General features: G+C 50.9%; 21 protein-coding genes and 1 other annotated feature. Of the genes, 5 read left to right on the plus strand and 16 right to left on the minus strand.

Going from position 1 to position 21,411, the window contains the following annotated elements:
- Window positions 1-414: 414 nt before the first annotated feature.
- Both DFP94_RS18335 and DFP94_RS18340 read right to left on the minus strand, forming a co-directional pair.
- Window positions 415-1,284, minus strand: a complete 870-nt coding sequence (locus DFP94_RS18335; protein ID WP_114497927.1) for an SDR family oxidoreductase — start codon at window positions 1,282-1,284, stop codon at window positions 415-417.
- Between the two features lie 214 nt (window positions 1,285-1,498).
- Entirely contained in the window at window positions 1,499-2,380 is an 882-nt protein-coding gene (locus DFP94_RS18340; RefSeq protein ID WP_114497928.1) for a glycosyltransferase family 2 protein, read from the minus strand.
- A 177-nt stretch (window positions 2,381-2,557) separates the two neighbouring features.
- Here DFP94_RS18340 and DFP94_RS18350 point away from each other — a divergent pair, with 177 nt between their 5' ends.
- Entirely contained in the window at window positions 2,558-2,896 is a 339-nt protein-coding gene (locus DFP94_RS18350) for a helix-turn-helix domain-containing protein (protein ID WP_114497930.1), read from the plus strand.
- A 65-nt stretch (window positions 2,897-2,961) separates the two neighbouring features.
- Here the strand turns inward: DFP94_RS18350 and DFP94_RS18355 are convergent, their stop codons facing one another.
- The 4 genes from DFP94_RS18355 to DFP94_RS18370 form a co-directional block, all read right to left on the minus strand.
- Window positions 2,962-3,387: a hypothetical protein gene (locus DFP94_RS18355; protein ID WP_114497931.1), complete on the minus strand. Its 426-nt coding sequence runs from the start codon at window positions 3,385-3,387 to the stop codon at window positions 2,962-2,964.
- Window positions 3,388-3,520: 133 nt separating this feature from the next.
- Window positions 3,521-4,462, minus strand: a complete 942-nt coding sequence (mdh, locus tag DFP94_RS18360) for a malate dehydrogenase (RefSeq protein WP_114497932.1) — start codon at window positions 4,460-4,462, stop codon at window positions 3,521-3,523.
- 15 nt (window positions 4,463-4,477) lie between these two features.
- Complete coding sequence (gene icd, locus DFP94_RS18365; RefSeq protein ID WP_114497933.1) at window positions 4,478-5,773, minus strand: NADP-dependent isocitrate dehydrogenase; 1,296 nt, start codon at window positions 5,771-5,773, stop codon at window positions 4,478-4,480.
- A 106-nt stretch (window positions 5,774-5,879) separates the two neighbouring features.
- The gene (locus DFP94_RS18370; RefSeq protein ID WP_114497934.1) at window positions 5,880-6,992 is read right to left on the minus strand and encodes a citrate/2-methylcitrate synthase; all 1,113 of its coding nucleotides are present in this window, start codon (window positions 6,990-6,992) and stop codon (window positions 5,880-5,882) included.
- 389 nt (window positions 6,993-7,381) lie between these two features.
- Between DFP94_RS18370 and ytvI the strand changes: the two genes are divergently transcribed.
- A complete protein-coding gene (gene ytvI / locus DFP94_RS18375) occupies window positions 7,382-8,500 on the plus strand; it encodes a sporulation integral membrane protein YtvI (RefSeq protein WP_114497935.1) in 1,119 nt (372 codons plus the stop codon).
- A gap of 44 nt (window positions 8,501-8,544) precedes the next feature.
- Here the strand turns inward: ytvI and argS (DFP94_RS26130) are convergent, their stop codons facing one another.
- The 10 genes from argS (DFP94_RS26130) to DFP94_RS18420 all read right to left on the minus strand — a co-directional run bounded on the left by argS (DFP94_RS26130) (window position 8,545) and on the right by DFP94_RS18420 (window position 20,018).
- Window positions 8,545-9,378: an arginine--tRNA ligase gene (argS, locus tag DFP94_RS26130; protein WP_245954960.1), complete on the minus strand. Its 834-nt coding sequence runs from the start codon at window positions 9,376-9,378 to the stop codon at window positions 8,545-8,547.
- The gene (gene argS / locus DFP94_RS26135) at window positions 9,359-9,850 is read right to left on the minus strand and encodes an arginine--tRNA ligase domain-containing protein (RefSeq protein ID WP_245954961.1); all 492 of its coding nucleotides are present in this window, start codon (window positions 9,848-9,850) and stop codon (window positions 9,359-9,361) included. The genes argS (DFP94_RS26130) and argS (DFP94_RS26135) overlap by 20 nt, the downstream gene beginning before the upstream one ends.
- A gap of 49 nt (window positions 9,851-9,899) precedes the next feature.
- Window positions 9,900-10,136, minus strand: a binding site (T-box leader).
- A gap of 55 nt (window positions 10,137-10,191) precedes the next feature.
- Window positions 10,192-10,584, minus strand: a complete 393-nt coding sequence (locus DFP94_RS18385) for an FxsA family protein (protein ID WP_114497936.1) — start codon at window positions 10,582-10,584, stop codon at window positions 10,192-10,194.
- A 90-nt stretch (window positions 10,585-10,674) separates the two neighbouring features.
- On the minus strand, window positions 10,675-11,097 hold the full coding sequence (locus DFP94_RS18390) for an acyl-CoA thioesterase (RefSeq protein WP_114497937.1): 423 nt from the start codon (window positions 11,095-11,097) through the stop codon (window positions 10,675-10,677).
- 130 nt (window positions 11,098-11,227) lie between these two features.
- Window positions 11,228-12,649: a pyruvate kinase gene (gene pyk, locus DFP94_RS18395; RefSeq protein ID WP_114497938.1), complete on the minus strand. Its 1,422-nt coding sequence runs from the start codon at window positions 12,647-12,649 to the stop codon at window positions 11,228-11,230.
- Window positions 12,650-12,759: 110 nt separating this feature from the next.
- Window positions 12,760-13,782 carry an acetyl-CoA carboxylase carboxyltransferase subunit alpha gene (locus DFP94_RS18400; RefSeq protein ID WP_114497939.1) on the minus strand — a complete coding sequence of 341 codons (1,023 nt, stop codon included), beginning with the start codon at window positions 13,780-13,782 and terminating at the stop codon, window positions 12,760-12,762.
- Window positions 13,772-14,677: an acetyl-CoA carboxylase, carboxyltransferase subunit beta gene (accD, locus tag DFP94_RS18405; protein ID WP_114497940.1), complete on the minus strand. Its 906-nt coding sequence runs from the start codon at window positions 14,675-14,677 to the stop codon at window positions 13,772-13,774. Before accD ends, DFP94_RS18400 begins: the two co-directional genes overlap by 11 nt.
- Window positions 14,678-14,764: 87 nt before the next feature.
- On the minus strand, window positions 14,765-14,953 hold the full coding sequence (locus DFP94_RS18410; RefSeq protein ID WP_114497941.1) for a glutamate decarboxylase: 189 nt from the start codon (window positions 14,951-14,953) through the stop codon (window positions 14,765-14,767).
- Between the two features lie 173 nt (window positions 14,954-15,126).
- A complete protein-coding gene (locus DFP94_RS18415) occupies window positions 15,127-15,615 on the minus strand; it encodes a phosphatidylglycerophosphatase A family protein (RefSeq protein ID WP_114497942.1) in 489 nt (162 codons plus the stop codon).
- Window positions 15,616-16,271: 656 nt separating this feature from the next.
- Window positions 16,272-20,018, minus strand: coding sequence for a DNA polymerase III subunit alpha (locus tag DFP94_RS18420; RefSeq protein WP_114497943.1), 3,747 nt, complete (start codon window positions 20,016-20,018; stop codon window positions 16,272-16,274).
- A gap of 129 nt (window positions 20,019-20,147) precedes the next feature.
- Between DFP94_RS18420 and DFP94_RS18425 the strand changes: the two genes are divergently transcribed.
- The 3 genes from DFP94_RS18425 to DFP94_RS18435 all read left to right on the plus strand — a co-directional run bounded on the left by DFP94_RS18425 (window position 20,148) and on the right by DFP94_RS18435 (window position 21,411).
- On the plus strand, window positions 20,148-20,477 hold the full coding sequence (locus DFP94_RS18425) for a YtrH family sporulation protein (RefSeq protein WP_114497944.1): 330 nt from the start codon (window positions 20,148-20,150) through the stop codon (window positions 20,475-20,477).
- A complete protein-coding gene (locus DFP94_RS18430; protein ID WP_245954963.1) occupies window positions 20,474-20,980 on the plus strand; it encodes a sporulation membrane protein YtrI in 507 nt (168 codons plus the stop codon). Before DFP94_RS18425 ends, DFP94_RS18430 begins: the two co-directional genes overlap by 4 nt.
- Before the next feature lie 131 nt (window positions 20,981-21,111).
- Window positions 21,112-21,411: a YtpI family protein gene (locus DFP94_RS18435; protein WP_114497945.1), complete on the plus strand. Its 300-nt coding sequence runs from the start codon at window positions 21,112-21,114 to the stop codon at window positions 21,409-21,411.

The raw sequence follows: 21,411 nt of genomic DNA on the forward strand, positions 1-21,411 counted from the left end.
TGGAGAGAAACGAAGTAAATGCGTTTAAAATTGCCGTATAACTCCGTCTAACTAAGGTTTGATCCTAAAGTGTCCAATATTCGGGGGCCCGGCCGTTAACTGTAGCTTTTCCAGTTATTCATCGGCTGCATGAGCAGTTGCCGTAGACATCTTGATTTCAAGCTGTGTTTTCTACAGTATTATTTGCTGTTTATCCTCAATTTGCTCAACTGCTCATTTCTCAACTGCTCGATTGCTTGATATTGTCCGAATAAAAGCCCCTGCCTCCGCGTTGATGCCGGAAGCAGGAGCTTTTATTCTTAATTACAGTCGGGCGTTCTTCCGCACTTTTTTACGGAATTTTCTTAAGCCCTTTTCCTCCGCATTCTTCTACGCACTCTTCTTCCTCAGCTTCCTCTTCTTGCTCCATTCCGCCTAGCCGTTTACTATTTCGCCGCCATTGATATGGAGCACCTGGCCGCTCATGTAAGAGGAATCGTCCGAACCCAGGAAAACATAGGCGGGAGCCAGTTCCTCCGGCTGGCCGGGGCGCTGCATCGGCGTATCGCCGCCGAATTTGGACACCTGCTCGGCATCGAACGTGGATGGGATCAACGGCGTCCAAATCGGGCCAGGGGCCACCGCATTCACACGGATGCCGGTCTTGCCGACAATATTCATCGAAAGCGCGCGCGTGAAGCTTACGATCGCGCCTTTGGTAGACGAATAGTCGATTAGACTCGGGTTCCCCTTATAAGCGGTAACTGAAGCCGTGTTAATAATGGCGCTGCCTCTTTTCAAGTGAGGCAATGCCGCCTTCACAAAGTGAAACATCGCGAATATATTCGTGCGGAACGTTCGCTCCAACTGTTCTGTTGTAATATCCTCAATGCCTTGCTGAGGGTGCTGTTCAGCCGCGTTGTTAATCAGGATGTCCAAGCCGCCGAGCGTATCGACCGTCTGCTTGACCGCTTGCCGGGCAAAATTCTCGTCCCCTACGTCACCGGGGATAAGCAAGCATTTGCGCCCCTCCTCCTCAACCTCCGCTTTGGTTATATTCGCGTCATCATGTTCATTTAAATAGACGATCGCGACGTCCGCACCTTCCTTGGCGTAGGCCACAGCAACCGCACGGCCGATTCCGCTGTCGGCCCCGGTGATCAAGGCTACTTTATTCCGCAGTTTACCCGCGGCTAGATAGGCGCCCTCGTATTCGGGGCGGGGATGCATTTCCGATTCGATCCCAGGCTGCTGGTTCTGGTGCTGGGGAGGCATCGTTTGTTTTGACTGTCCGTTTCCTGACATGTTGCATTCTCCTTCCATTGGCTCGTAGTTTCCTGTTATTACACGTCTAGGATAAGCCTATGCAGTGAAGTCTATGCCGAATCATAAACAACGCAGGATCATCCTGCATGAAAAATCCAGCAGAAGGAATGAGTAATCCTGCAGCCTGCACGAAGTTATCACGCTTCAAGAACTAACTTACCACCGGAAGGAATAACCCAAACACACCAAACGATTAGACCGGTATGCCAAAATGCTGAAAAAACCAGGAATCATCACGTATTCGCCGAACTGCATATTTTTCTTTGGATAAAGCGACCCTATCCAAGATTGCGTTCTCATTATGCAAAATATCCAGCCCGAAAACCTGAGACACGAGCTCCCGGCAACTTGCGATACGTATGTCACTAAAGTGAAGATGAGAAATACTCAGCAAATCTTCTCCCCATTGGTTGCTACTGTCGTCATTAGGAAAGTTTTGCCTAAATACTACTTTCAGCAAAACTCCGGAAACGAGACGACAGCTTCCTCCCAGCAGCCATATTCTAAGCGAAAATTCGGCTGCTTCGAGTTCTTTGCTAAGGAATCCCTCTTCCATCCCTCCGATTTCCTGAAACTTCGCCCGGCTGACGGCAAAACATTCCCAGGAAAGCCATGACAATTCATCCCCTTGTCCGATCCAAGGGAAGCTTTGCACGGAATGAAGAAATAGGCCTTCATAACTGCAAGGCGGCTTCCTTCTGGACGATTCATGGATCGTCAATTGCGGTGATACGCAATCCGCCTCTCCCACCATGAGCGGCATGAGCAGCAACTCCATCCAATCGTCTTCGAAATACAAACGGGGACTGCAAAAAATTAAATATTCCCCGGAGGCATGAGCAGCAGCCAAATTACGGGAAGGCAGGCCTTTGTGTCCCTTAAGCAGCTTTACCGGCTGATGAAACCTATAATTCATCAGAAAATCGCAGCATCCGTCAATCGAGTCTTCGTTTACGATAATCACTTCATAGGGTAGACAGGTATGGGAAACCTTCAGTGACTCCATGGTCATGAAGAGATCCACACCGCTGTTTTTGACGGGAATAATGATGGATACAGGGGCTTGGCAAGGCATGATAATTCTCCTTAAGTTCGGAAATAATATCTTTACGCAGTACCATGATGACGCTAACAACAGACTAGTCTTAGGTTCCATAATAACCCAATTCATGCTTTCAGTAAACACAAACAAAACTGATAGTTTATTATCTTTACCTCTCATTCTATCTATGGTAAATATAGGAGGGGTTATATGGACTACGATGCTTTAGGCAAAAGATTGCGGCAAGAGCGACACAAAATGAATTGGACCCAGGAAAAACTCGCTGAAAAGGTCGAGGTTTCCGATGCATACATAGGGCAAATCGAGCGCGGCGAACGCAGCCTGTCGTTGGAAACGCTCGTCAAATTGGCCAATCAGCTGGGTGTGACTGTCGATTATTTGCTGCATGATTCGATTGAAATTAGCGACGATCAGTTTATGAACCAGATCCGTCAAATTATGCTAGACCGTTCTCCCAAGGAAAAGCAGCTTGCGCTTGATGTGATGAAGCTGATGTTCGCCCATTTGGACGATATGGAGACAAAATAAATTCAACAACAAAAGCCTGCCGGTGAACCGGCAGGCTTTCATTATGTACTTCTATCATCCATCTTTTAGATAATATCGCTGTATACCATAAAGAAAGAGATCAACAGCACGCAAACACTCAGCAAAGCGCTGAAAGTACGGAGCTTGCCAGCCGCTTCCTGAGTTCCTTTATTGGAACGGATCCCTTCAAGCGTTTGCCGGAGAGGTTTGCCCATAATGCCGCTGAACGCACCGATCGCCAGGAACAAAACCACGACGACGATCATCCAGGGAACGGAATAATCCCCCTTGCTCATCAAGTAACCGCCGGTCAGCAGTTGGATGACCAAGCCGACTTGCGCATAGGTATTCAACGTCTTGACGGTCGCAACCGTTCCTTCCTGCGCCGCAGGTGCGAGCTTGCTCACTTTAACGAACACCAGAGGCAGGATCAGATAAAACCCCAATGATAAAGCTCCCACGATGTGGAGAAAGAGCATAACACCAAACATCTTCTATCACAACCGCCTTTCATCGTCAATTATATTTATTACAATCTATTATACCCATAGTTTACCTCAAAAGAAAGGAACCCCCTGAATGGGAGGGTTCCTGATTTTTCACATGTTCACACTTCAGACACGATTAACCTTGAACGACAGAAATCACATTGCGGACCGAAGCTGCCGATTTATCCAACGCCGCTTTTTCGCCTGCGGTAAGCTCCAACTCGAAAACCTTCTCGATTCCTTCGCCGCCCAAAATAGCGGGAACGCCCATAAACAGACCGTCGTAGCCGTATTCGCCTTCCAACAGAGCGATGACCGGCAGAATCCGTTTTTTGTCCTTCAGAATCGCTTCCGTCATTTGCACCAGCGAAGCAGCCGGCGCATAATAGGCGCTGCCATTGCCTAGCAGGTTAACGATTTCGCCGCCACCCACGCGCGTGCGCTGCACGATCGCCTCGATGCGTTCCGCGGACAGAAGCGTGTCGATCGGAATGCCGCCGACGCTGGAATACCGCACGAGCGGAACCATGTCGTCGCCGTGTCCGCCAAGCACAAAGCCGCGTACGTCTTCAACCGAAACGTTCAGCTCTTGGGCTATAAACGTGCAGTACCGCGCAGTATCGAGCACGCCTGACTGGCCGATGACGCGGTTTTTCGGAAATTCGAGCGCTTGATAAGCAGCATACGTCATTGCGTCGACCGGGTTGCTCAAGATAATGACGGTGGAATCCGGGCAATATTTCTTCACGTTTTCGCATACCGAGCGAACGATTCCCGCATTTGTGTTAACGAGATCATCGCGGCTCATCCCCGGCTTGCGGGCGATCCCGGCCGTAATGATGACAATGTCGGAGCCCGCTGCGTCTTCATAAGAAGACGTGCCGACGATATGGCTGTCAAAGCCTTGAACGGGACTCGCTTCAAGCATGTCGAGCGCCTTGCCCTTCGTCGGATTCTCCAACGGCGGAATATCTAACAGAACGACATCCCCAAGTTCTTTTTGCGCAAGCATTAGCGCGGTCGTCGCCCCGGTAAAGCCGGCGCCGACAACCGTAATTTTTTTGCGTTGAATAGCCACGTTGGTCAAGACCTCCTACATGTTTTTAATGACTTGATCCGCAAATTCGGAACATTTCACTTCGGTTGCGCCTTCCATCAGGCGGGCAAAGTCGTAGGTTACGGTCTTGTTGTTGATAGAGGTCGCCAGGCCTTTATAAATGAGATCGGCCGCTTCCTGCCAACCCAGATGCTCAAGCAGCATCACGCCGGACAAGATCACCGAGCCCGGATTCACTACGTCGAGATCCGCGTATTTCGGCGCCGTGCCGTGCGTGGCTTCAAAGATCGCATGACCTGTCACATAGTTGATATTCGCTCCAGGGGCAATGCCGATGCCGCCGACTTGGGCCGCCAAAGCATCGGACAAATAGTCGCCGTTCAAGTTCAATGTCGCGATGACGTCAAAATCGGTTGGACGCGTCAACACCTGTTGCAGTGCGATATCGGCAATCGCATCCTTAATAATGATTTTGCCGGCGTCCTGCGCTTCCTTTTGCGCCTGATTGGCAGCGTCGGTACCGGACTCTTCCTTGATCCGGTCATATTGGGCCCAAGTGAACACTTTATCGCCAAATTCGGCCTCAGCCACTTCGTAGCCCCAGTTTTTGAACGCGCCTTCCGTAAATTTCATGATATTGCCCTTATGAACAAGGGTCACGCTCTTCCGGTCATGTTTAACCGCATATTCAACCGCAGCACGGACAAGGCGTTTGGAACCTTCTTCCGATACCGGCTTGATACCGATTCCGGACGTTTCCGGGAAGCGGATCTTCTTGACGCCCATTTCGTTTTGAAGGAATTGAAGCACCTTCTTCACTTCTTCGGAGCCTTCTTTATATTCGATCCCCGCGTAAATATCCTCGGTATTTTCCCGAAAAATAACCATATCCACGAGTTCCGGACGCTTAACAGGGGATGGTACCCCATCGAAATAACGGACAGGTCGAAGACATACGTACAAGTCGAGCTCTTGGCGCAGCGCCACGTTTAAGGAGCGGATTCCGCCGCCGATCGGCGTAGTCAGGGGTCCCTTGATCGCCACAATATACTCGCGGATAGCGGTCAGCGTATCGGCCGGAAGCCACTCTCCGTATGTATTGTAGGCCTTCTCTCCTGCGAATACCTCGTACCAGGCGATGCTCTTTTCGCCGCCATAAGCTTTTTTCACCGCGGCATCCAATACGCGTTTGGACGCTTTCCAAATGTCGCGGCCCGTTCCGTCACCCTCGATAAAAGGAATGATCGGATTATTCGGCACTTGAAGCTTACCGCCTTCGATAACGATTTTTTCACCTTCGGTAGGAAGGCTAAACTTTTCCAATTGCAACATGTGTATGTTTTCCTCCTCATAACAATTTGGTATTGACGGGAATTCGCGGTTACGAAATTCATTTTAACATAAATGGCAACCCGGTTTCCCGGGTTGACCAAATGTACTATCGCAAATCGATCGGAATATATCGCTGATTAGTCACGCCCGTATACTCCGCGCGAGGCCGAATAATACGATTGTCGTCCAATTGTTCCAAAATATGGGCGGTCCAACCCGAAAGACGGCTGATCGCAAAAATCGGAGTGAACAAATCCCTTGGAATGCCAAGCATCGTATAGACGGAAGCGGAATAGAAGTCCACGTTCGGCTTCAGCCCTTTTTGACCGGTAACAAGCTCCTCCACTTTGACCGAAATGTCGTAAAGTGTGGAATCGCCTTTCATTAGGCCAAGCTGACGCGACATCTTCTGCAGGTGTTTCGCCCGCGGATCCCCGTTCTTGTAAACACGATGTCCGAATCCCATGATTTTATCCTTATTGGCCAGCTTCTTCTGGATATAAGATTCGGCGTTGTCCAGGGTGCCGATTTCGCCAAGCATCTGGCTAACGGCTTCATTAGCCCCGCCGTGCAACGGTCCTTTCAGCGTACCGATCGCGGAAGTCACGCCGGAGTAGATATCCGACAGTGTGGCTATCGTGACGCGGGCCGAGAAGGTGGAAGCGTTCAATTCGTGATCCGCATGCAATACCAGCGCTTGATCCAAAGCGCGCACCGCCACCGGATCCGGTTCTTCCCCCGACAGCATGTAGAGGAAATTATGCGCGAGTGACACGTTCTTCAATGGGGCGACAGGCTCCTTGCCGTCGCGGATCCGGGCGAAGGCGGCAATTAACGTGGGCAGTTGGGCTTGCAGCTTAATGGCCTTATGCTGATTGCTTTCCCGGGTGTTCTCATTCGCATGTTCATCGTACAAAGCAAGAGCCGATACGGCGGTACGGAGGACAGCCATCGTATTGGCATTGCCGGGATACAGCTTCATTTGCTCCAGTACCGCTTCAGGAACGGAAGCCGATTCGCTTAGCTGTTTCTGAAGGGTAGCTAACTGGGTCTTGGTGGGCAGCTTGCCGTACCATAGCAAATAAGCAGTCTCTTCATAGCTTGCGCGTTCCGCCAGATCGTCAATGTTGATACCGCGATAAGCAAGAACCCCGTCATGGATGGAACTGATCGATGAAGTAGCTGCCACGATACCTTCCAGACCTTTGGTAGCTGTCATAGTACATCTCTCCTTTGGAAACGAAATATAAGCCAAACAAGCCAATGAAAACATTTTCAATTTAAAAGTTTAAAATTTTCAGAGCATTGCAAGAAGTGGCCTGTAATCATGTAACATCGATCTCTTGTGGCCTGTAAAATAATCATACTGGATTTTCGGAAGCAAAGGAACATGTTCAGCCCGCCCCTTTACATCAAATGATTTTATCACTGAGATAAAATATTTTTTGTAATCGCTTTCGTTGGCAACGACAAATGTCACAGATTTCACTTCTAATTGTGTTTAAAAAGTCGATTTTGATATGCTTCGCTTCTTCACTTGTTTCCGGCATACAAAAAGAGACTAAGTAATAAGGTAGAAGAGGACCTGTCCGTAAAGGAGAATGCCGTTTGGATAATGTGCTGACAAAGCGCCTGCTTCGCGGAGGCTGGGTTTGCATCGTGCTGATCGCGCTAGCCGGCGCCTTTTACTGGCTGCTTCCGTTAGTCTATCCGTTTCTGATCGCCTGGCTGATTTCATTTGCCCTGAATCCGCTTGTGCAATGGCTGCAATCCAAAGTAAAATTACCGCGATGGCTGGCTGTTACCGCCGCGCTGATCCTCTTCGTCGGCGGTGCCGGGATTGTTCTCTCTGCAGCCGTCACGCGGCTCGTTAAAGAGCTGATCGGCCTGGCCGAATCCCTGGATTTTCATATCGAAGAATGGAGAAACTGGTTCGTCGAATGGAGCCAGAGCGAAGGAATCCAAAATATCATTAACGAAATCAACCGGTTTATCGCAAACAACCCCGGCTATGAGAATACGATAAACCAAAATATCGACAACACGACATCGACGATCAGTTCAGCCCTTTCCCGGCTGCTCAGCAGCTTCCTAAGCGGCATTGTCAATTTGCTGACTTCGCTTCCGAATTTCGGCGTCATTCTGATTGTCATCCTGCTGTCTGTATTTTTTATCAGTAAAAACTGGGAAAGAAACATGCGCTTCCTCGCCGGTCTAATGCCATCCCCGTTCCGCAAAACCGGAATTGAAGTTTGGAAGGATCTGCAAAAGGCTTTGTTCGGCTATCTACGCGCCCAATTTATCATGATTTCTATTACCGCGGTCATTGTATTGATAGGGCTGCTTATATTAAGGGTGGACTCAGCTTTCACTTACGCGATCCTGATCGGGTTCGTCGATTTGCTTCCTTATTTGGGCGTGGGAACCGTAATGGTTCCTTGGCTGCTATATACCTATATGTCTGGAGACACGGGCCTTGGTATCGGTCTGTCTATTTTGTACGGAGTCATCCTTGTAGCCAGACAATTAATCGAGCCGAAGGTGCTGGCAAGCAGTGTCGGACTCGATCCGTTGCCGACGCTGATCTCCATGTTCGTCGGCCTGAAGCTGTTCGGGGTGTTCGGACTGATCATCGGTCCGGTATCTTTCGTCGTATTCGGGGCGATTGCGCGCGCGGGCGTCCTAAGGGATTTGCGAAACTACATCCTAAACGGAAGGCTGCGATAATCACGAATGGAGTAAATAGTTCCGTGTCGCAACCCCCGTTCACCTTACATCCTTTCCGGTGCCTGTAGCCCAATCAGCTTAAGCCCGTTGCTTAACGTAATTTGCACCCCTTTTACCAAAGCCAGCCTGGCCTTGCGCAATCCAGGATCTTGGGTCAGAATCGGACAATCATGATAAAACCGGTTAAAAGCCTGCGCCGTATCCACCAGATAACGGGTAACAATCGACGGCTCCATCTTGACTGCCGCCTGCTCGACTCGCTCGGTAAACAAGGACAATTGCTTGACGAGGGCAAATTCGGCCTCCCCGTTTAACAGCGCAGAATTAAAGGTACTGCAAGATTTCACTACCGTTGTCTGCCCATCCTGTTCCCCAGTTCCTTTCCGCAGCACACTGCAAGCCCGAGCATATGTGTACTGTACGTACGGCCCGGTTTCCCCTTCAAAGCTGAGCGCATCCTCCCAGGAGAATACGATGTCCTTGATCCGGTTCCCGCTCAAATCGTTGAAAATCACCGCGCCGACGCCGACCTGCCTCGCTACTTCTTCTTTATTTTCCAGCCCCGGATTTTTTGATTCGATAATGCTCTTGATCTTCGAAACGGCTTGTTCAAGCAGGTCCTCCAGCTTGACGACGTTGCCTTTTCTAGTGGACAAGCTCGCCCCTTCGAGACTTACGCGCCCAAACGGTACATGCACCAAATCCTCCGCCCAGTCATAACCCATCAGCTCTACAACTTTAAACCACTGGCGAAAATGCAGGCTTTGCGAATAATCCGTCACGTAGACGGCTTTATGAAATTGATAAGTGTTCTTCCGGTACAAGGCTGCCGCGACGTCACGGGTATGATAAAGCGAGCTACCGTCCTGTTTCAGCATTAAAGCCGGAGCCATATCGAATTTGATAGAGAGAATTACCGATCACCGTGGAGCGCAAATGACCCACATGGAAAGGCTTTGCGATATTGGGAGATGAAAAATCGATCACAATCGTTTTTCCCTGGCCGATCGTTTGCGAGCCGTAACTTTCCCCGGAGTTCAAAATTTCGTTGATAACGTGACCGCCGATAACCGCCGGGTTTAAATAAAAATTCAAATAACCGGATACCGACGATGTCCGGGCGATATTCCTGGGTCCTTCGCTCTCCTTCCCGCGGAATCCCGCTTCCAGTTCATCCGCGATGGCCGCCGGAGATTTGCGGAGCCGTTTGCTGAGCTTGAAGCAGGGCAGCGAAATATCGCCCATGGAGTCGTCCGGCGGATACTCCAGCATCGCCCGCACTTCCTCCTCTGATATTCCGTCCAACAGGGACGATATATTTGCGGCAATCTTCCTTTTATACGTTTCCATTGCAACAATTCTCCCTTCTACTGATAAATAAAAAAAGTCCCCCGTCTCAATAAGAGACGAGAGACTTAAGTTCCCGCGGTACCACTCTAAGTGCTGATCCATGACCCAGCCACTCTGCTGGATAACGGCCAACCACCGGATTAGCCTATAAAACAACTCAATGTCAGCTGCTGATCGGCAAACCATCTCCCGGGCCCGATTCATTTGCGGCTTCCATACCGGCTCCCACCCCTCCGGCTCGCTGTTATGGAATTCCGCAAAATACTATCCCGTTCACGGATATTAACAAAATATTAGAATTGAATATATAGCAAAATCATCGAAACGTCAACGATAGCGAGTCAGCGCCGAAAAAAAGTGATCGAGCCGTCCTTGATCTTTTTGCCGATCCACTTCATCAACAGCATACGGTATAGCGGACGCGTCAAAGGGAATACCATAGTGAATCCGATCAAGTCGGTCACAAACCCTGGAATCAGCAATAAAATTCCGCCGCCGAAAACGCACATTCCTTCAATCATGATCTTGCCCGGCACCTGACGGCCATTCATCTGCGCTTTGGCATCGGCGAGCACTTTGCGTCCTTCAAACTGCATCATTAAGCCGCCGATAATCGAGGTAGCCAATGTAAGAAAAATCGTCTTCCCTACCCCCAGCCTTTCGGCAACTTCCACATAACCCCAGAATTCTACGATCGGGACTACGACAATCAAAACGGCAATCCATTTACGCATAATAATAACTCCTTTTTCTAGCAGCATGCCTTCTTAAAGGATGATGGCAATTCATTCTAAAGAGTATTGTACCGTTTTGATTCCCCATAATCAAAATTTGCTGGCTTGCTCAAAAGCCTCATACCAATCCGGAAACACCTTTTTAAATTGAACCGGCTTAAAATCCTCGCGCCGGACTACATAGTGCGTCGAAGAACCTTCTACGCACAACTCACCATCTCCGTTCAATACTTCGTAACCATATTCCGTTTTTACTCCACCGTTTTTTCTGATCCAAGTTTTCAGTAATACATCGTCCCCGTAACGGACTCCTTTCTTGTATTCAATCCGCATTTCCTGTACGGGCGAAATATATCCCTCTTGTTCCATATGGATGTAATTAAAGCCTAAATCTTCGATCAACTTGGTCCGGCCCGCCTCAAACCATCCCAAATAATGAGCGTGATAAATGATTCCCATCATATCGAACTCAAAATATTTAGGCTTAATTTCCAGCTCACTGACATATGACATAAGTACACCCTCTTTTGCCTGTATTAGCTACTCCGAAACCCGCAAAATCCAGTATATCAAAAAAGCAATGGGAAGTCCGAATTCGGGCGTCCCATTGCTCTTGAATGTATATCGAAACTTCTAGCAGCTATTATTTACGAACTTGACCGATTTTAATCAGGTTCGTCGAACCGGAACGGCCCAGCGGAATACCCGCAGTGATAACAACCAGGTCTCCTTCTTTAACGAGACCGGAGTTCAAGCCGCCCTTCATAGCGTTATCGAACATTTCATCCGTGGAAGTAGCCACTTCACCTTTAACAGGTGTCACGCCCCAGTTCAGGGCAAGACGGCGGCAAGTTTGTTCCACAGTCGTTACGGCGATAATCGGAGCTTTCGGACGGTATTTGGATACCATGCGAGCAGTATAGCCGGTTTCGGTCGATGTGATGATCGCTTTGGCGTTCAATTCCAGAGCGGAGTTGGCAACCGCTTGGCTGATCGCTTCAGTAACCGTCGTTTGTTGCGCATTGCTTTGTTTGATGAAAATTTCGCGGTATTCCAGAGCGGACTCCGCTTTTTCAGCGATGCGGGACATCGTCAGAACGGATTCCACCGGATATTTCCCCGCAGCGGTTTCCCCGGACAGCATGATAGCGTCAGTGCCGTCAAAGATCGCGTTCGCCACGTCACTCGCTTCAGCGCGTGTAGGTCTTGGGTTGCGTTGCATGGAATCCAGCATTTGTGTTGCCGTGATAACCGGTTTGCCGACGCGGTTACATTTTTCGATCATGCGTTTTTGAACCAAAGGTACATCTTCCGCAGGAATTTCCACACCAAGATCACCACGGGCTACCATCAGACCGTCGGAAACTTCCAAAATTTCGTCCAGGTTGTCTACACCTTGTTGGTTCTCGATTTTGGAGATAATTTGGATATGAGTAGCATTGCTGCCCTCGAGCAATTCACGGATCTCGAGCACGTCGCTAGCTTTACGAACGAAGGAAGCCGCAATAAAATCGATGCCTTGTTCGATCCCGAACTTGATGTCGTTAGCATCTTTCTCTGTGATGCCTGGCAGGGAAATGTTCACGCCCGGTACGTTAACGCCTTTCTTGCTCTTGATCGTACCACCGTTAATGATGCGGCACTTGATTTCTGTTCCTTGAACATCCACTACCGTCAAACCGATCAAACCGTCATCGATCAGAATCGTCGAACCGGCTTCCACGTCTCCAGGCAGCTCTTTGTAAGTAATGGAGATGCGGTCTTTGTCGCCAAGAATTTCTTCCGTGGTCAACGTGATGAACTCGTCTTGCTCAAGCTCGATCGGTTCTACCTTCAATTTGCCGGTGCGGATTTCAGGACCTTTAGTGTCCAGCAGTATGGCGATTGATTTCCCCAGCTCTTCGCTCGCTTTGCGGATCGTTTTGATCCGGTTGCCATGCTCCTCGAAATCTCCGTGGGAGAAGTTCAGGCGAGCGACGTTCATTCCAGCCATAATCAGTTTCTTGATGTTTTCTAACGATTCACTGGAAGGACCGATAGTACATACGATTTTTGTTTTGCGCATTTTGGGTTTCCTCCGTTTATTTAGTTCTCTCTATACTTCTTTTCCAACAATTAAATTTACTACAAATCTCTTCTTTTGTATAGGAAGTTTATCATATTGTAACAGTCTATCTAGTCATTACCGACTAGAGTGGAATCTATAATGAGTTCTTCCGCTTTTTCGGGACTTTCTTTGGGCGCCCCACCCTCAAATTCTCCGATTTTGCGGAACTTCCGGTAGCGATCTTCCACCAACTCGTCCGGATTCATCAGAGACAATTCCTCCAGATGGCGGATCAGCCCGTCCTTAATCGCTGATGCGGTGATCTCGTAATCCCGATGGGCGCCGCCTTTAGGCTCCGGTATGATCTCTTCGATCACCTCCATATCCAGGAGATCTTGCGCGGTGATCTTCATCGCTTCGGCCGCTTGATCCGCTTTCGAAGCATCCTTCCAAAGAATCGAGGCCGCCCCGTTCGGCGAGATGACGGAGTAAATTGCATTCTCCAGCATCAGCACCCGGTTGCCCACGCCAAGCGCAAGGGCTCCACCGCTGCCGCCTTCCCCGATAACGACGCAAATGACAGGCACATGCAGCTTGGCCATCTCCAGCAAGTTCCGGGCGATCGCCTCGGATTGCCCTCTTTCCTCCGCCGTAATGCCCGGGTAGGCACCCTTAGTATCGATAAAAGTGATGATCGGACGGCCGAATTTGTCGGCCTGATGCATCAAGCGCAGCGCTTTACGGAAGCCTTCCGGATGTGCGCTGCCGAAAAAGCGGGCGATATTGTCTTTCGTATCTTTCCCGCGCTGCTGGCCGAGTACCGTGACAGGAGTACCGTTTAACTTGGCTAACCCGCCGACCACGGCAAGATCGTCGCCAAAGACCCGATCTCCGTGCAGCTCAACGAAATTTTCAAAAATAAGGGTAATCAAATCCAGCGAAGTCGGACGCTGGTGATGCCGGGCCAAATGCATTTTTTGCGAAGGAGAGATATTGCTGTAAATCTCTTCCTCCAACTGCTTATAACGCTCCTCGAGCCGGGCGATTTCCTCGTTGAAATCGATTCCTTTCTCCATGCCGAACTGTTCAAGTTCCTGTATCTTCTCGCGGAGCTTCACGAGAGGCGATTCAAAAGGCAATTCACCCGCCATTGTTGACCCCTCCTTTCACTCCATGCAGGTCTAGCATTTGAGACAACGTAGCTCTAAGCTCTTTGCGGTGAACAACCATATCCAGTTGTCCGTGCTGCAGATTGAATTCCGCCGTCTGGAAATCATCCGGCAGCTTCTGACGAATCGTTTGTTCAATGACGATCCGTCCGGCAAAGCCGAACACCGCGCCCGGTTCTGCGATAATCACGTCTCCGAGCATGGCAAAACTGGCCGAAACGCCCCCTGTAGTCGGGTCCGTAATGACCGAGATATAAAGGCCGCCCTGCTCGTCCAAACGAGCCAAGGCCGCGCTCGTTTTGGCCATCTGCATCAGACTTAAAATGCTCTCTTGCATCCGCGCCCCGCCCGAGGTTGAAAATATAATCAGCGGAAGCCGCTTCTCCGTGGCCGCTTCAATGGCACGAGTAATTTTCTCACCGACGACGGAACCCATGCTGCCCGTGAAAAAATCAAAGCTCATCACGGCCACGACTGCTGGAAAGCCGCCGATCGTTCCCTCTCCGGTGACCACGGCTTCGCGAAGTCCGGATTTGAGTTTTTGCTGCTCCAACTTGTTTGCATACCCCGGAAAGTTCAAAGGATCGACGGAAACCAGATCCTCGTCGTATTCCTGAAAACTCCCCTCATCCACAGTCATCCGGATGCGTTCCAGAGCATTCAGTCGCATATGGTGCCCGCAAGAAGGACATACCTTCAGGTTCTTTTCCAATTCCTTGCTGTATTGTATCGTGCCGCAGCGGCTGCACTTATTCATCAGACCTTCCGGTATTTCACGTTTCGGCCGATCTCCCGGTTCCGGACTTTGATCGCTCCCCAAACGTTCTGAAGGAATGGTCGCGTATTTTCTTTTTTTCTGAAACAAGTCTTTAAACACAACTACACCTCTTCAGCCGTTAATGTATTGGCCGCATCACAGTAAGACAAGGAAATATAGTCAGTTACCCAGCCTATTTCCTTGCCTCTAAGGATGCAATATCGAATTCAGAACTTCTTGAACTTCTTCCAGTTCACCCGACGGAACTAAAATTTCAAACTGCTGTTTGGATAAATTAACAGGACGTGTTTGGACAAGAAAGCCTTCTTCGGTGAGTTTCGTCTTGATCATATCCGCAATCTTTGCGGTAGGCGCAATGTACATTACAGTCCACATGTCCTTTTCCAAGCCCCCTAACCTTATCTTTGAGCCCATATAATAGAGTAATGATAACATAATTTTCAAAAATACCGCAACAAAGGAGAAAGTGTCATGGAAGCCTTGCCGTTATCGGATAGTGCGGACTCGAACATGATAAATTTGGAGGCCTGGTTGTATCCGGGTCAACATCAGCCGGAGGGATAGGTAGCGGCATTGCCGCTCCTGTGGGCGATTCTGGCCGAAGCCGCTGCGGCGAGACCGGCTACCAGGTCATCAAGAAAAACATGGATATCGGCACCCTTATTATTAAGTTTTCCAATTATTTCCGGCTTAACCTTGTCCAAATAGCCGAAGCTGGTCAATCCGATCATGCCGAACACGCTCGTAATTCCGAGTGCCATCGTTTCATCCACGCCGTACAAAGGTTCATCCGCCTCAAGAATGGATTGAAGCGGCTCCGGAAGCATCTTTTGCTCGGCCAATTCATCCAATGCGATCCCAGTGAACAACGTATACTGAACCTCGCGTTTCTGCAATACCGCCTTAACGCTGTCCATGCATTGTTCCAATTCCAAATCCTTATGGTATGGAAGTTGCAGCGAATAAACAATTTCGGCAATCTCTTCAAGCCTTACTCCCCGCCTTAGCAGCTGTGCCTCAGCTACTTCATATGACATGCTCATCCCTCCCGGATTACGATAAACACCCATTCGGGAGCCAGACGGGATTTCTGCTCGTTAAACTTCTGCTTTCTGCGTTTGCTCGTTTATTGCCAGCATTTGCTCGTTTAGCGTCTGTTCGAATACGTCGGCCCGACTTGGGTGTTCTGTCCATCGTGTTCCTAAGTGTATGCGGAGAGGAGGGAAAATGTTCATTAAAAACATTCCTCTTCACGTCCGAATAAATGAAGCGGCTTTGATAAACCAAAGCGCATTTCTACTATTATAAATCTACAAATTTCGCTGGTAGTTCTGAATCCCGCCGCGCACAGAATTTGTCCATGTGTGGTGGAAAATAACATCAAAATGTCTTTCAAAAGGTGGACACTTTTCTATGAGGACAGTATATTGCGACTTATCCGAAACTATCTATATACAGTAAATTCAACTAAGTAAACAATCTAAATATAGATATATTTAGCAAAAGAGGGATTTAACCCTCGTGTCCACTTTTAGATGGACATTTTCGCGATTTGTCCGCCTAGAGAATACACCTTCTCGTCAATCTATTAAATTCCGCATATCATGGCCTGAGAGACAGTCAAGGTTACTAGGAGGTTCGAACGACCTATAGCCGCAATTTGCGACAAAGGAAAGAAGCTAAAATCCGCCCCTTACTTCACTTTGACCGTATCCGGTCCGAGCAACTGTTCCAATTCACGGAACAGGTCCGGTGACGGCTTGATGCGATAGCGTTCGTTTAGCGCAAGCAGTTTGCCGGTGCTTTCATAAAACAGCACGGTCGGAACCGGACCGGGGTGAAGCTCAAGCACCGCCTTGAGCTTCTCCAGCAGGCCGGCGCTCTCCGCCGCCGCCGTGATTTTGATGAAGACGCGCTGCTCCGCGGGCGTCTTCCGTTCGCGGCCGGCCGGCGCTCCCGCAACGGCTGCGGGCCGCGTCTGCGCCGCCGCCGTTGCAGGCGGCGCAGCACTGGCACTGCCGCTGCGGGCGCCTTTGGCGGCCCCCGGCGGCGACCCGGCCGCGGCGCGGCCCGAGCGCGAAGCCAGGCCGCGCTTCAACTGCGCAAGGCTTTGCGCGCTGAGCGGCGCCACCTCATCGGCCAGCAGCTTGAAGCCTTCGTCCTGCTGCTGGACGGTGGCGCGAAGCGCCAGCAGAGCCCCCTTGGCGATGTGCGGCGAGCACCGCCGCCACACCTCGGGGAACAGCACGACCTCGCAGCGCTCGATTTGATCCTCGAGCTCCATGAAGGCCATCGCCTTCCCCTGCTTGGTCGTGATGGCCTTCACCGATACTACCATTCCTGCGACGATTGCCTTACTTTCATCCGGCGCCTCCGCCAGGTCCATCAGCCGGTCGATGCCTGACTGCTCAAGCTGCTCGTCAAAATCGTCCAGCGGATGGCCGGATAAATACAGCCCGAGCAGTTCCCGTTCCAATTCCAGTTGTTGGGTCACCGTAAATTTCTGAATTTCGGGATACTCGATATTCCAATTCGGCGTTTCCACAAAGTCGAACAGCTGAATTTGCAGATCTTCCCGTTCCTTGCGCCATTTCATCGCCGCTTCTACGGTCTCATCCAGCATAGCCAGCAATTGTGCCCGGTGTCCCGGAAGCCCGTCAAAGGCCCCGCCCTGAATAAGCGATTCAATAACCCGCTTATTACAGACGCGCAAATCGACACGACGGCAAAAATCGAGCAAACTGTCGAACGGAGACTCTTTGCGCTCCTGTAAGATACTTTCCATCGCCTGGGTTCCGACGTTCTTGATCGCCGCCAGACCGAAGCGGATCACGCCCGGGGATGCATCTAAATGATCGGAGAGGGCGGGATCACCTGAAGTAGCAGAGTTATCGCTTGTATCGATATTTCCCGAATGATGACCGTAGCCATCGTCCTGCATGACTCCTTCTCCCGACGGGACGGACAAGCCGAGGCCCGCTTTCGCTTGCGGCGTAAACAACACGCCGCTCTCGTTCACGTCGGGCGGAAGTACCGTAATGCCCATACGGCGGCATTCCACGATGTATTCCGCCACCTTGCGATGGCTGCCCATCACGGCCGTAAGCATCGACGCCATGAAATGCACCGGATAATGCGCTTTTAAATAGGCCGTCTGAAAAGCCAGCACCCCATACGCCGCGGCATGGGCGCGCGGGAACCCGTAGTTCGCGAACCGCACGATCATATCGTAAACCGCATTCGCTTCCTCTTCCCGGTATCCCAGTGCGATGCTGCCGGTCACGAAGTGCTCTCTTTCCTCATCGAGCACTTCGCGCTTTTTCTTGGATACCGCCCGCCGCAGCAAATCCGCTTCGCCAAGCGAGAATCCGGCCATAACCGAGGCGATTTGCATGATCTGTTCCTGATACACAATGATCCCGTACGTATCTTTCAGGATCGGTTCCAAGTCCGGATGCGGATACTCTACCTTCGTCTCGCCATGCTTGCTCGAAATGAATTTCGGAATAAATTCCATCGGACCGGGGCGGTACAGCGCCACGACCGAGATCACATCCTCAAACACCGACGGCTTAAGGTCGCGCAGCACCCGCCGGCACCCCGCGGACTCCAATTGGAACACGCCCGTCGTTTCCCCGTGTCCCAGCATGTCATAGGTCATAGGGTCATCATCGGCGATCATCCGGAAATCGGGCGCCTTGCCGGTTTGCTCACCGATCCAGCGCATGCACCGCTCAATGATGGACAGGGTTCGCAGTCCGAGAAAGTCCATCTTCAACAGGCCAACCGACTCCAGATTTTCCATGGAGTACTGGGTCAATGCCGTTCCCTCGCTGCCTGCCTGCAAAGGTACCGCGTCCGTAAGCGGATCGCGGGAAATGACTACGCCTGCTGCATGCGTGGAAGCGTGGCGGGGCATGCCCTCCACCTTTTTGGCCATGTCCAGCAAGCCCTTGATCCGGGCATGCGAATCATACATCTGTTTGAGATCCGGGCTTTCCTTCAATGCCCGTTCTATCGTCATGCCGATGAAACCGGGAATCAGCTTGGCGACTTTGTCGACTTCGCCGAAAGGCACATTCAGCGCCCGGCCCACATCGCGGACGGCCGCGCGGGCGGCCATCGTTCCGAACGTAATAATCTGCGCAACATGCTCGGGGCCGTATTTCTCAGCAACGTAAGCGATGACTTCGTCCCGCCGTTCGTCGCTGAAGTCGATATCGATATCGGGCATCGTAATCCGTTCCGGATTCAGGAACCGTTCAAATAACAGTTTGTACTTCATCGGATCGACATCCGTAATGCGAAGTACGTAGGCGACCAGACTGCCCGCGGAAGATCCCCGCCCCGGACCGGTGGCGATACCGTTACGATGCGCGTAGGCGATGAAATCCCAAACGATCAAAAAGTAATCGGAAAAGCCCATGTTTCCGATAACCGTGAGTTCGTAACCCAGGCGCTCCTTCAGTTTGGCCTTCTGTGCCTCTCCCTGCCACTCTTCCAGATGTCCATACCGCTCGTTTAGACCTCGCTCGCACAGGTAAGCCAGGTAAGCCCCCGGCGTCATTCCTTCCGGAATCGGCCGGTAAGCCGGCAGAATATGGCGGCCGAATTCCAGCTCGAGCTGGCATTTCTCCGCGATTAAGTCGGTATTGGCAATCGCTTCGGGAAGATGCGGGAACAGCTCGGCCATTTGCTCCCCGCTTTTCAAATAAAGCTGGGAGGTATTTATTTTAAAGCGATCCTCGTCATCCACCGTTTTGCCCGTCCCGATGCAGATCAGCACATCCTGTACTTCGGCGTCGTCGTGGCCGAGATAATGCACGTCGTTCGTAGCTACAAGGGGGATGCCCGTTTCACGGGCCAGATCAACCAACAGAGGATTGACCTTCTTTTGTTCCGGAATGCCGTGATCCTGCAGTTCCAGATAAAAATCTTCACCAAACGCCTCGCGGTAACGAAGCGCGGCGCGCTTCGCCTCCTCAAGCCGGCCGTGAAGCAAATGCTGCGGCACTTCCCCGCCGAGGCATGCGCTGAGACAGATCAGGCCTTCCTTATGGCGCTCCAGCACTTCCCAATCGATCCTCGGCTTATAATGAAAGCCCTCAAGATGCCCGATCGAGCACAGTCTCATCAGATTGCGGTACCCGGTCTCATTTTTGGCAAGCAAAATCAAATGGTGGATCGGCTGGTCCTTCCGGCTTCCCCGTTCCTTCCGCGACGCCGCCGTAAAATACATCTCGCACCCGATAATGGGCTTAATGCCGTGAGCCTTGCACAATTTATAAAAAGGAACCGCGCCGTACATCACGCCGTGATCGGTCAGCGCCAGCGATTTCATGCCAAAACCGGCCGCCGTGGCGACCAGATCCTCCAGGCGGGCCGCGCCGTCGAGGAGACTGTATTCACTATGTACGTGGAGATGAACGAAGCTGTCCATGCGTTTCCTTCCTTTCCATCAAAACATTTGTTCGCGTTTAAAAATATTTTATCATACATTGCTCAATTACGCCCATAGAATGGTATGGAGAAGGACAAGCGCAAAACCTGAAAGGGGAGTTACCCGAAGATGAGTACATTTCTGACCAAGGCGGTCATGGACTTTTTCGTGGCCTTCGGCATTGTTGTGGGTGGAGCGATGGTGGGCGGCCTCGGCGCGATCTTCTCGCTGCAGCCGCCGACCCATACGATGCTGGATATCGCGGGACGGATCAAAATATGGGCGCTGGCCGCCGCAGTAGGCGGAACGATCGATCCGATGCGGGTCATTGAAAGCAATTTTTTTGACGGAAACCTGTCTCCGGCCATTAAGCAAATTTTGTATCTGCTGTTCGCCTTTATGGGTGCGCATATGGGGTCCGAACTGGTTAGATGGATGTGCGGAGGAAGCAGAGGATGAATGAGAGGAACCTGCCGGGGATGCCTACTTTGAAAGGATTCAAACGGTTTATGCAGCTGGTCGCCGTGTTCTTGCTCGGCATGGTCGCAGGCAGCATCACGTTCAATATTGTCTACCAGACGAGCTATAACAAGCTCTGGGTCGAGAATAAGGACTTGCAAATCCAGCTTTATCAGGCGGAAGAAGACAACAAGACGCTGAAAAAATACCACAAGCGCTCCACCGTCATCAAAGAGATTCAAGTGCGGGTGGAAGATCGAGATCCTCCGCTCGATAGTCTTGCGGTCAAGGAAGTCGTGCAGCAGTTGCACGAGGAACTGGAAGTACTGCGCGGACGAAGCATTTTCGAAATCGATTCCGACGCCAAGATGGCCCGCACTCTGCTGAACCGGAAAATCTATGCCGTTCGGGATAAGGAATATGCGATTCAGGTAAAAACGATGCTTGTCAGCGAGGGCGTGCTGCAGGTGTGGGTCGATATCCGCCCCTATGTGCGGAGCTGATATTTCATGCTACAATGAAAAAGATCACATGTTTCGTTTTTTTGTTGCAACCGGACCTTCCCTTTCCGGCAGGCTGGTTTGTTGAACTGTTGAGTTGTGACTACCTCATCTAAAGGAGCAGTGACCTTTCCATGATCGAAGGTTTTTTGTATGTGTTATACGCCGCCCTGATCGTATCCAGCCTCTGTGCCATCTTTTTCAGCGTAAAATCCCGCCGCTCCCTGGATGCCCGGGTCCGCGGCATATCGCAGGCCAAAATGAACATCAGCATGGGCTTCATGCTCATCGTCCTTGCGATCATTCAGATGTTTATGTTCAGCGGCTCCACAGTGCGCGTCGTTGTGGGCGCATTGTTCATGGTGCTTGGCGCTTTTAATATTTTTGCCGGCATCCGCAATCTCGGCATCTTCTCCCGCCGAAATCCTGAATGA

This window comes from Fontibacillus phaseoli (assembly GCF_003337355.1).
In the GTDB taxonomy this organism is placed as follows: Bacteria; Bacillota; Bacilli; order Paenibacillales; family Paenibacillaceae; genus Fontibacillus; species Fontibacillus phaseoli.

Bases quoted from the DNA above. Each gene is read 5' to 3' on its own strand.
- DFP94_RS18335 (WP_114497927.1), bottom strand. From the start codon at position 1,284: ATGTCAGGAAACGGACAGTCAAAACAAACGATGCCTCCCCAGCACCAG.
- DFP94_RS18340 (WP_114497928.1), bottom strand. From the start codon at position 2,380: ATGCCTTGCCAAGCCCCTGTATCCATCATTATTCCCGTCAAAAACAGC.
- DFP94_RS18350 (WP_114497930.1), top strand. From the start codon at position 2,558: ATGGACTACGATGCTTTAGGCAAAAGATTGCGGCAAGAGCGACACAAA.
- DFP94_RS18355 (WP_114497931.1), bottom strand. From the start codon at position 3,387: ATGTTTGGTGTTATGCTCTTTCTCCACATCGTGGGAGCTTTATCATTG.
- icd (WP_114497933.1), bottom strand. From the start codon at position 5,773: ATGTTGCAATTGGAAAAGTTTAGCCTTCCTACCGAAGGTGAAAAAATC.
- DFP94_RS18370 (WP_114497934.1), bottom strand. From the start codon at position 6,992: ATGACAGCTACCAAAGGTCTGGAAGGTATCGTGGCAGCTACTTCATCG.
- argS (WP_245954960.1), bottom strand. From the start codon at position 9,378: ATGCTGAAACAGGACGGTAGCTCGCTTTATCATACCCGTGACGTCGCG.
- argS (WP_245954961.1), bottom strand. From the start codon at position 9,850: ATGGAAACGTATAAAAGGAAGATTGCCGCAAATATATCGTCCCTGTTG.
- DFP94_RS18385 (WP_114497936.1), bottom strand. From the start codon at position 10,584: ATGCGTAAATGGATTGCCGTTTTGATTGTCGTAGTCCCGATCGTAGAA.
- DFP94_RS18390 (WP_114497937.1), bottom strand. From the start codon at position 11,097: ATGTCATATGTCAGTGAGCTGGAAATTAAGCCTAAATATTTTGAGTTC.
- pyk (WP_114497938.1), bottom strand. From the start codon at position 12,649: ATGCGCAAAACAAAAATCGTATGTACTATCGGTCCTTCCAGTGAATCG.
- DFP94_RS18400 (WP_114497939.1), bottom strand. From the start codon at position 13,782: ATGGCGGGTGAATTGCCTTTTGAATCGCCTCTCGTGAAGCTCCGCGAG.
- DFP94_RS18410 (WP_114497941.1), bottom strand. From the start codon at position 14,953: ATGTGGACTGTAATGTACATTGCGCCTACCGCAAAGATTGCGGATATG.
- DFP94_RS18415 (WP_114497942.1), bottom strand. From the start codon at position 15,615: ATGTCATATGAAGTAGCTGAGGCACAGCTGCTAAGGCGGGGAGTAAGG.
- DFP94_RS18420 (WP_114497943.1), bottom strand. From the start codon at position 20,018: ATGGACAGCTTCGTTCATCTCCACGTACATAGTGAATACAGTCTCCTC.
- DFP94_RS18425 (WP_114497944.1), top strand. From the start codon at position 20,148: ATGAGTACATTTCTGACCAAGGCGGTCATGGACTTTTTCGTGGCCTTC.
- DFP94_RS18430 (WP_245954963.1), top strand. From the start codon at position 20,474: ATGAATGAGAGGAACCTGCCGGGGATGCCTACTTTGAAAGGATTCAAA.
- DFP94_RS18435 (WP_114497945.1), top strand. From the start codon at position 21,112: ATGATCGAAGGTTTTTTGTATGTGTTATACGCCGCCCTGATCGTATCC.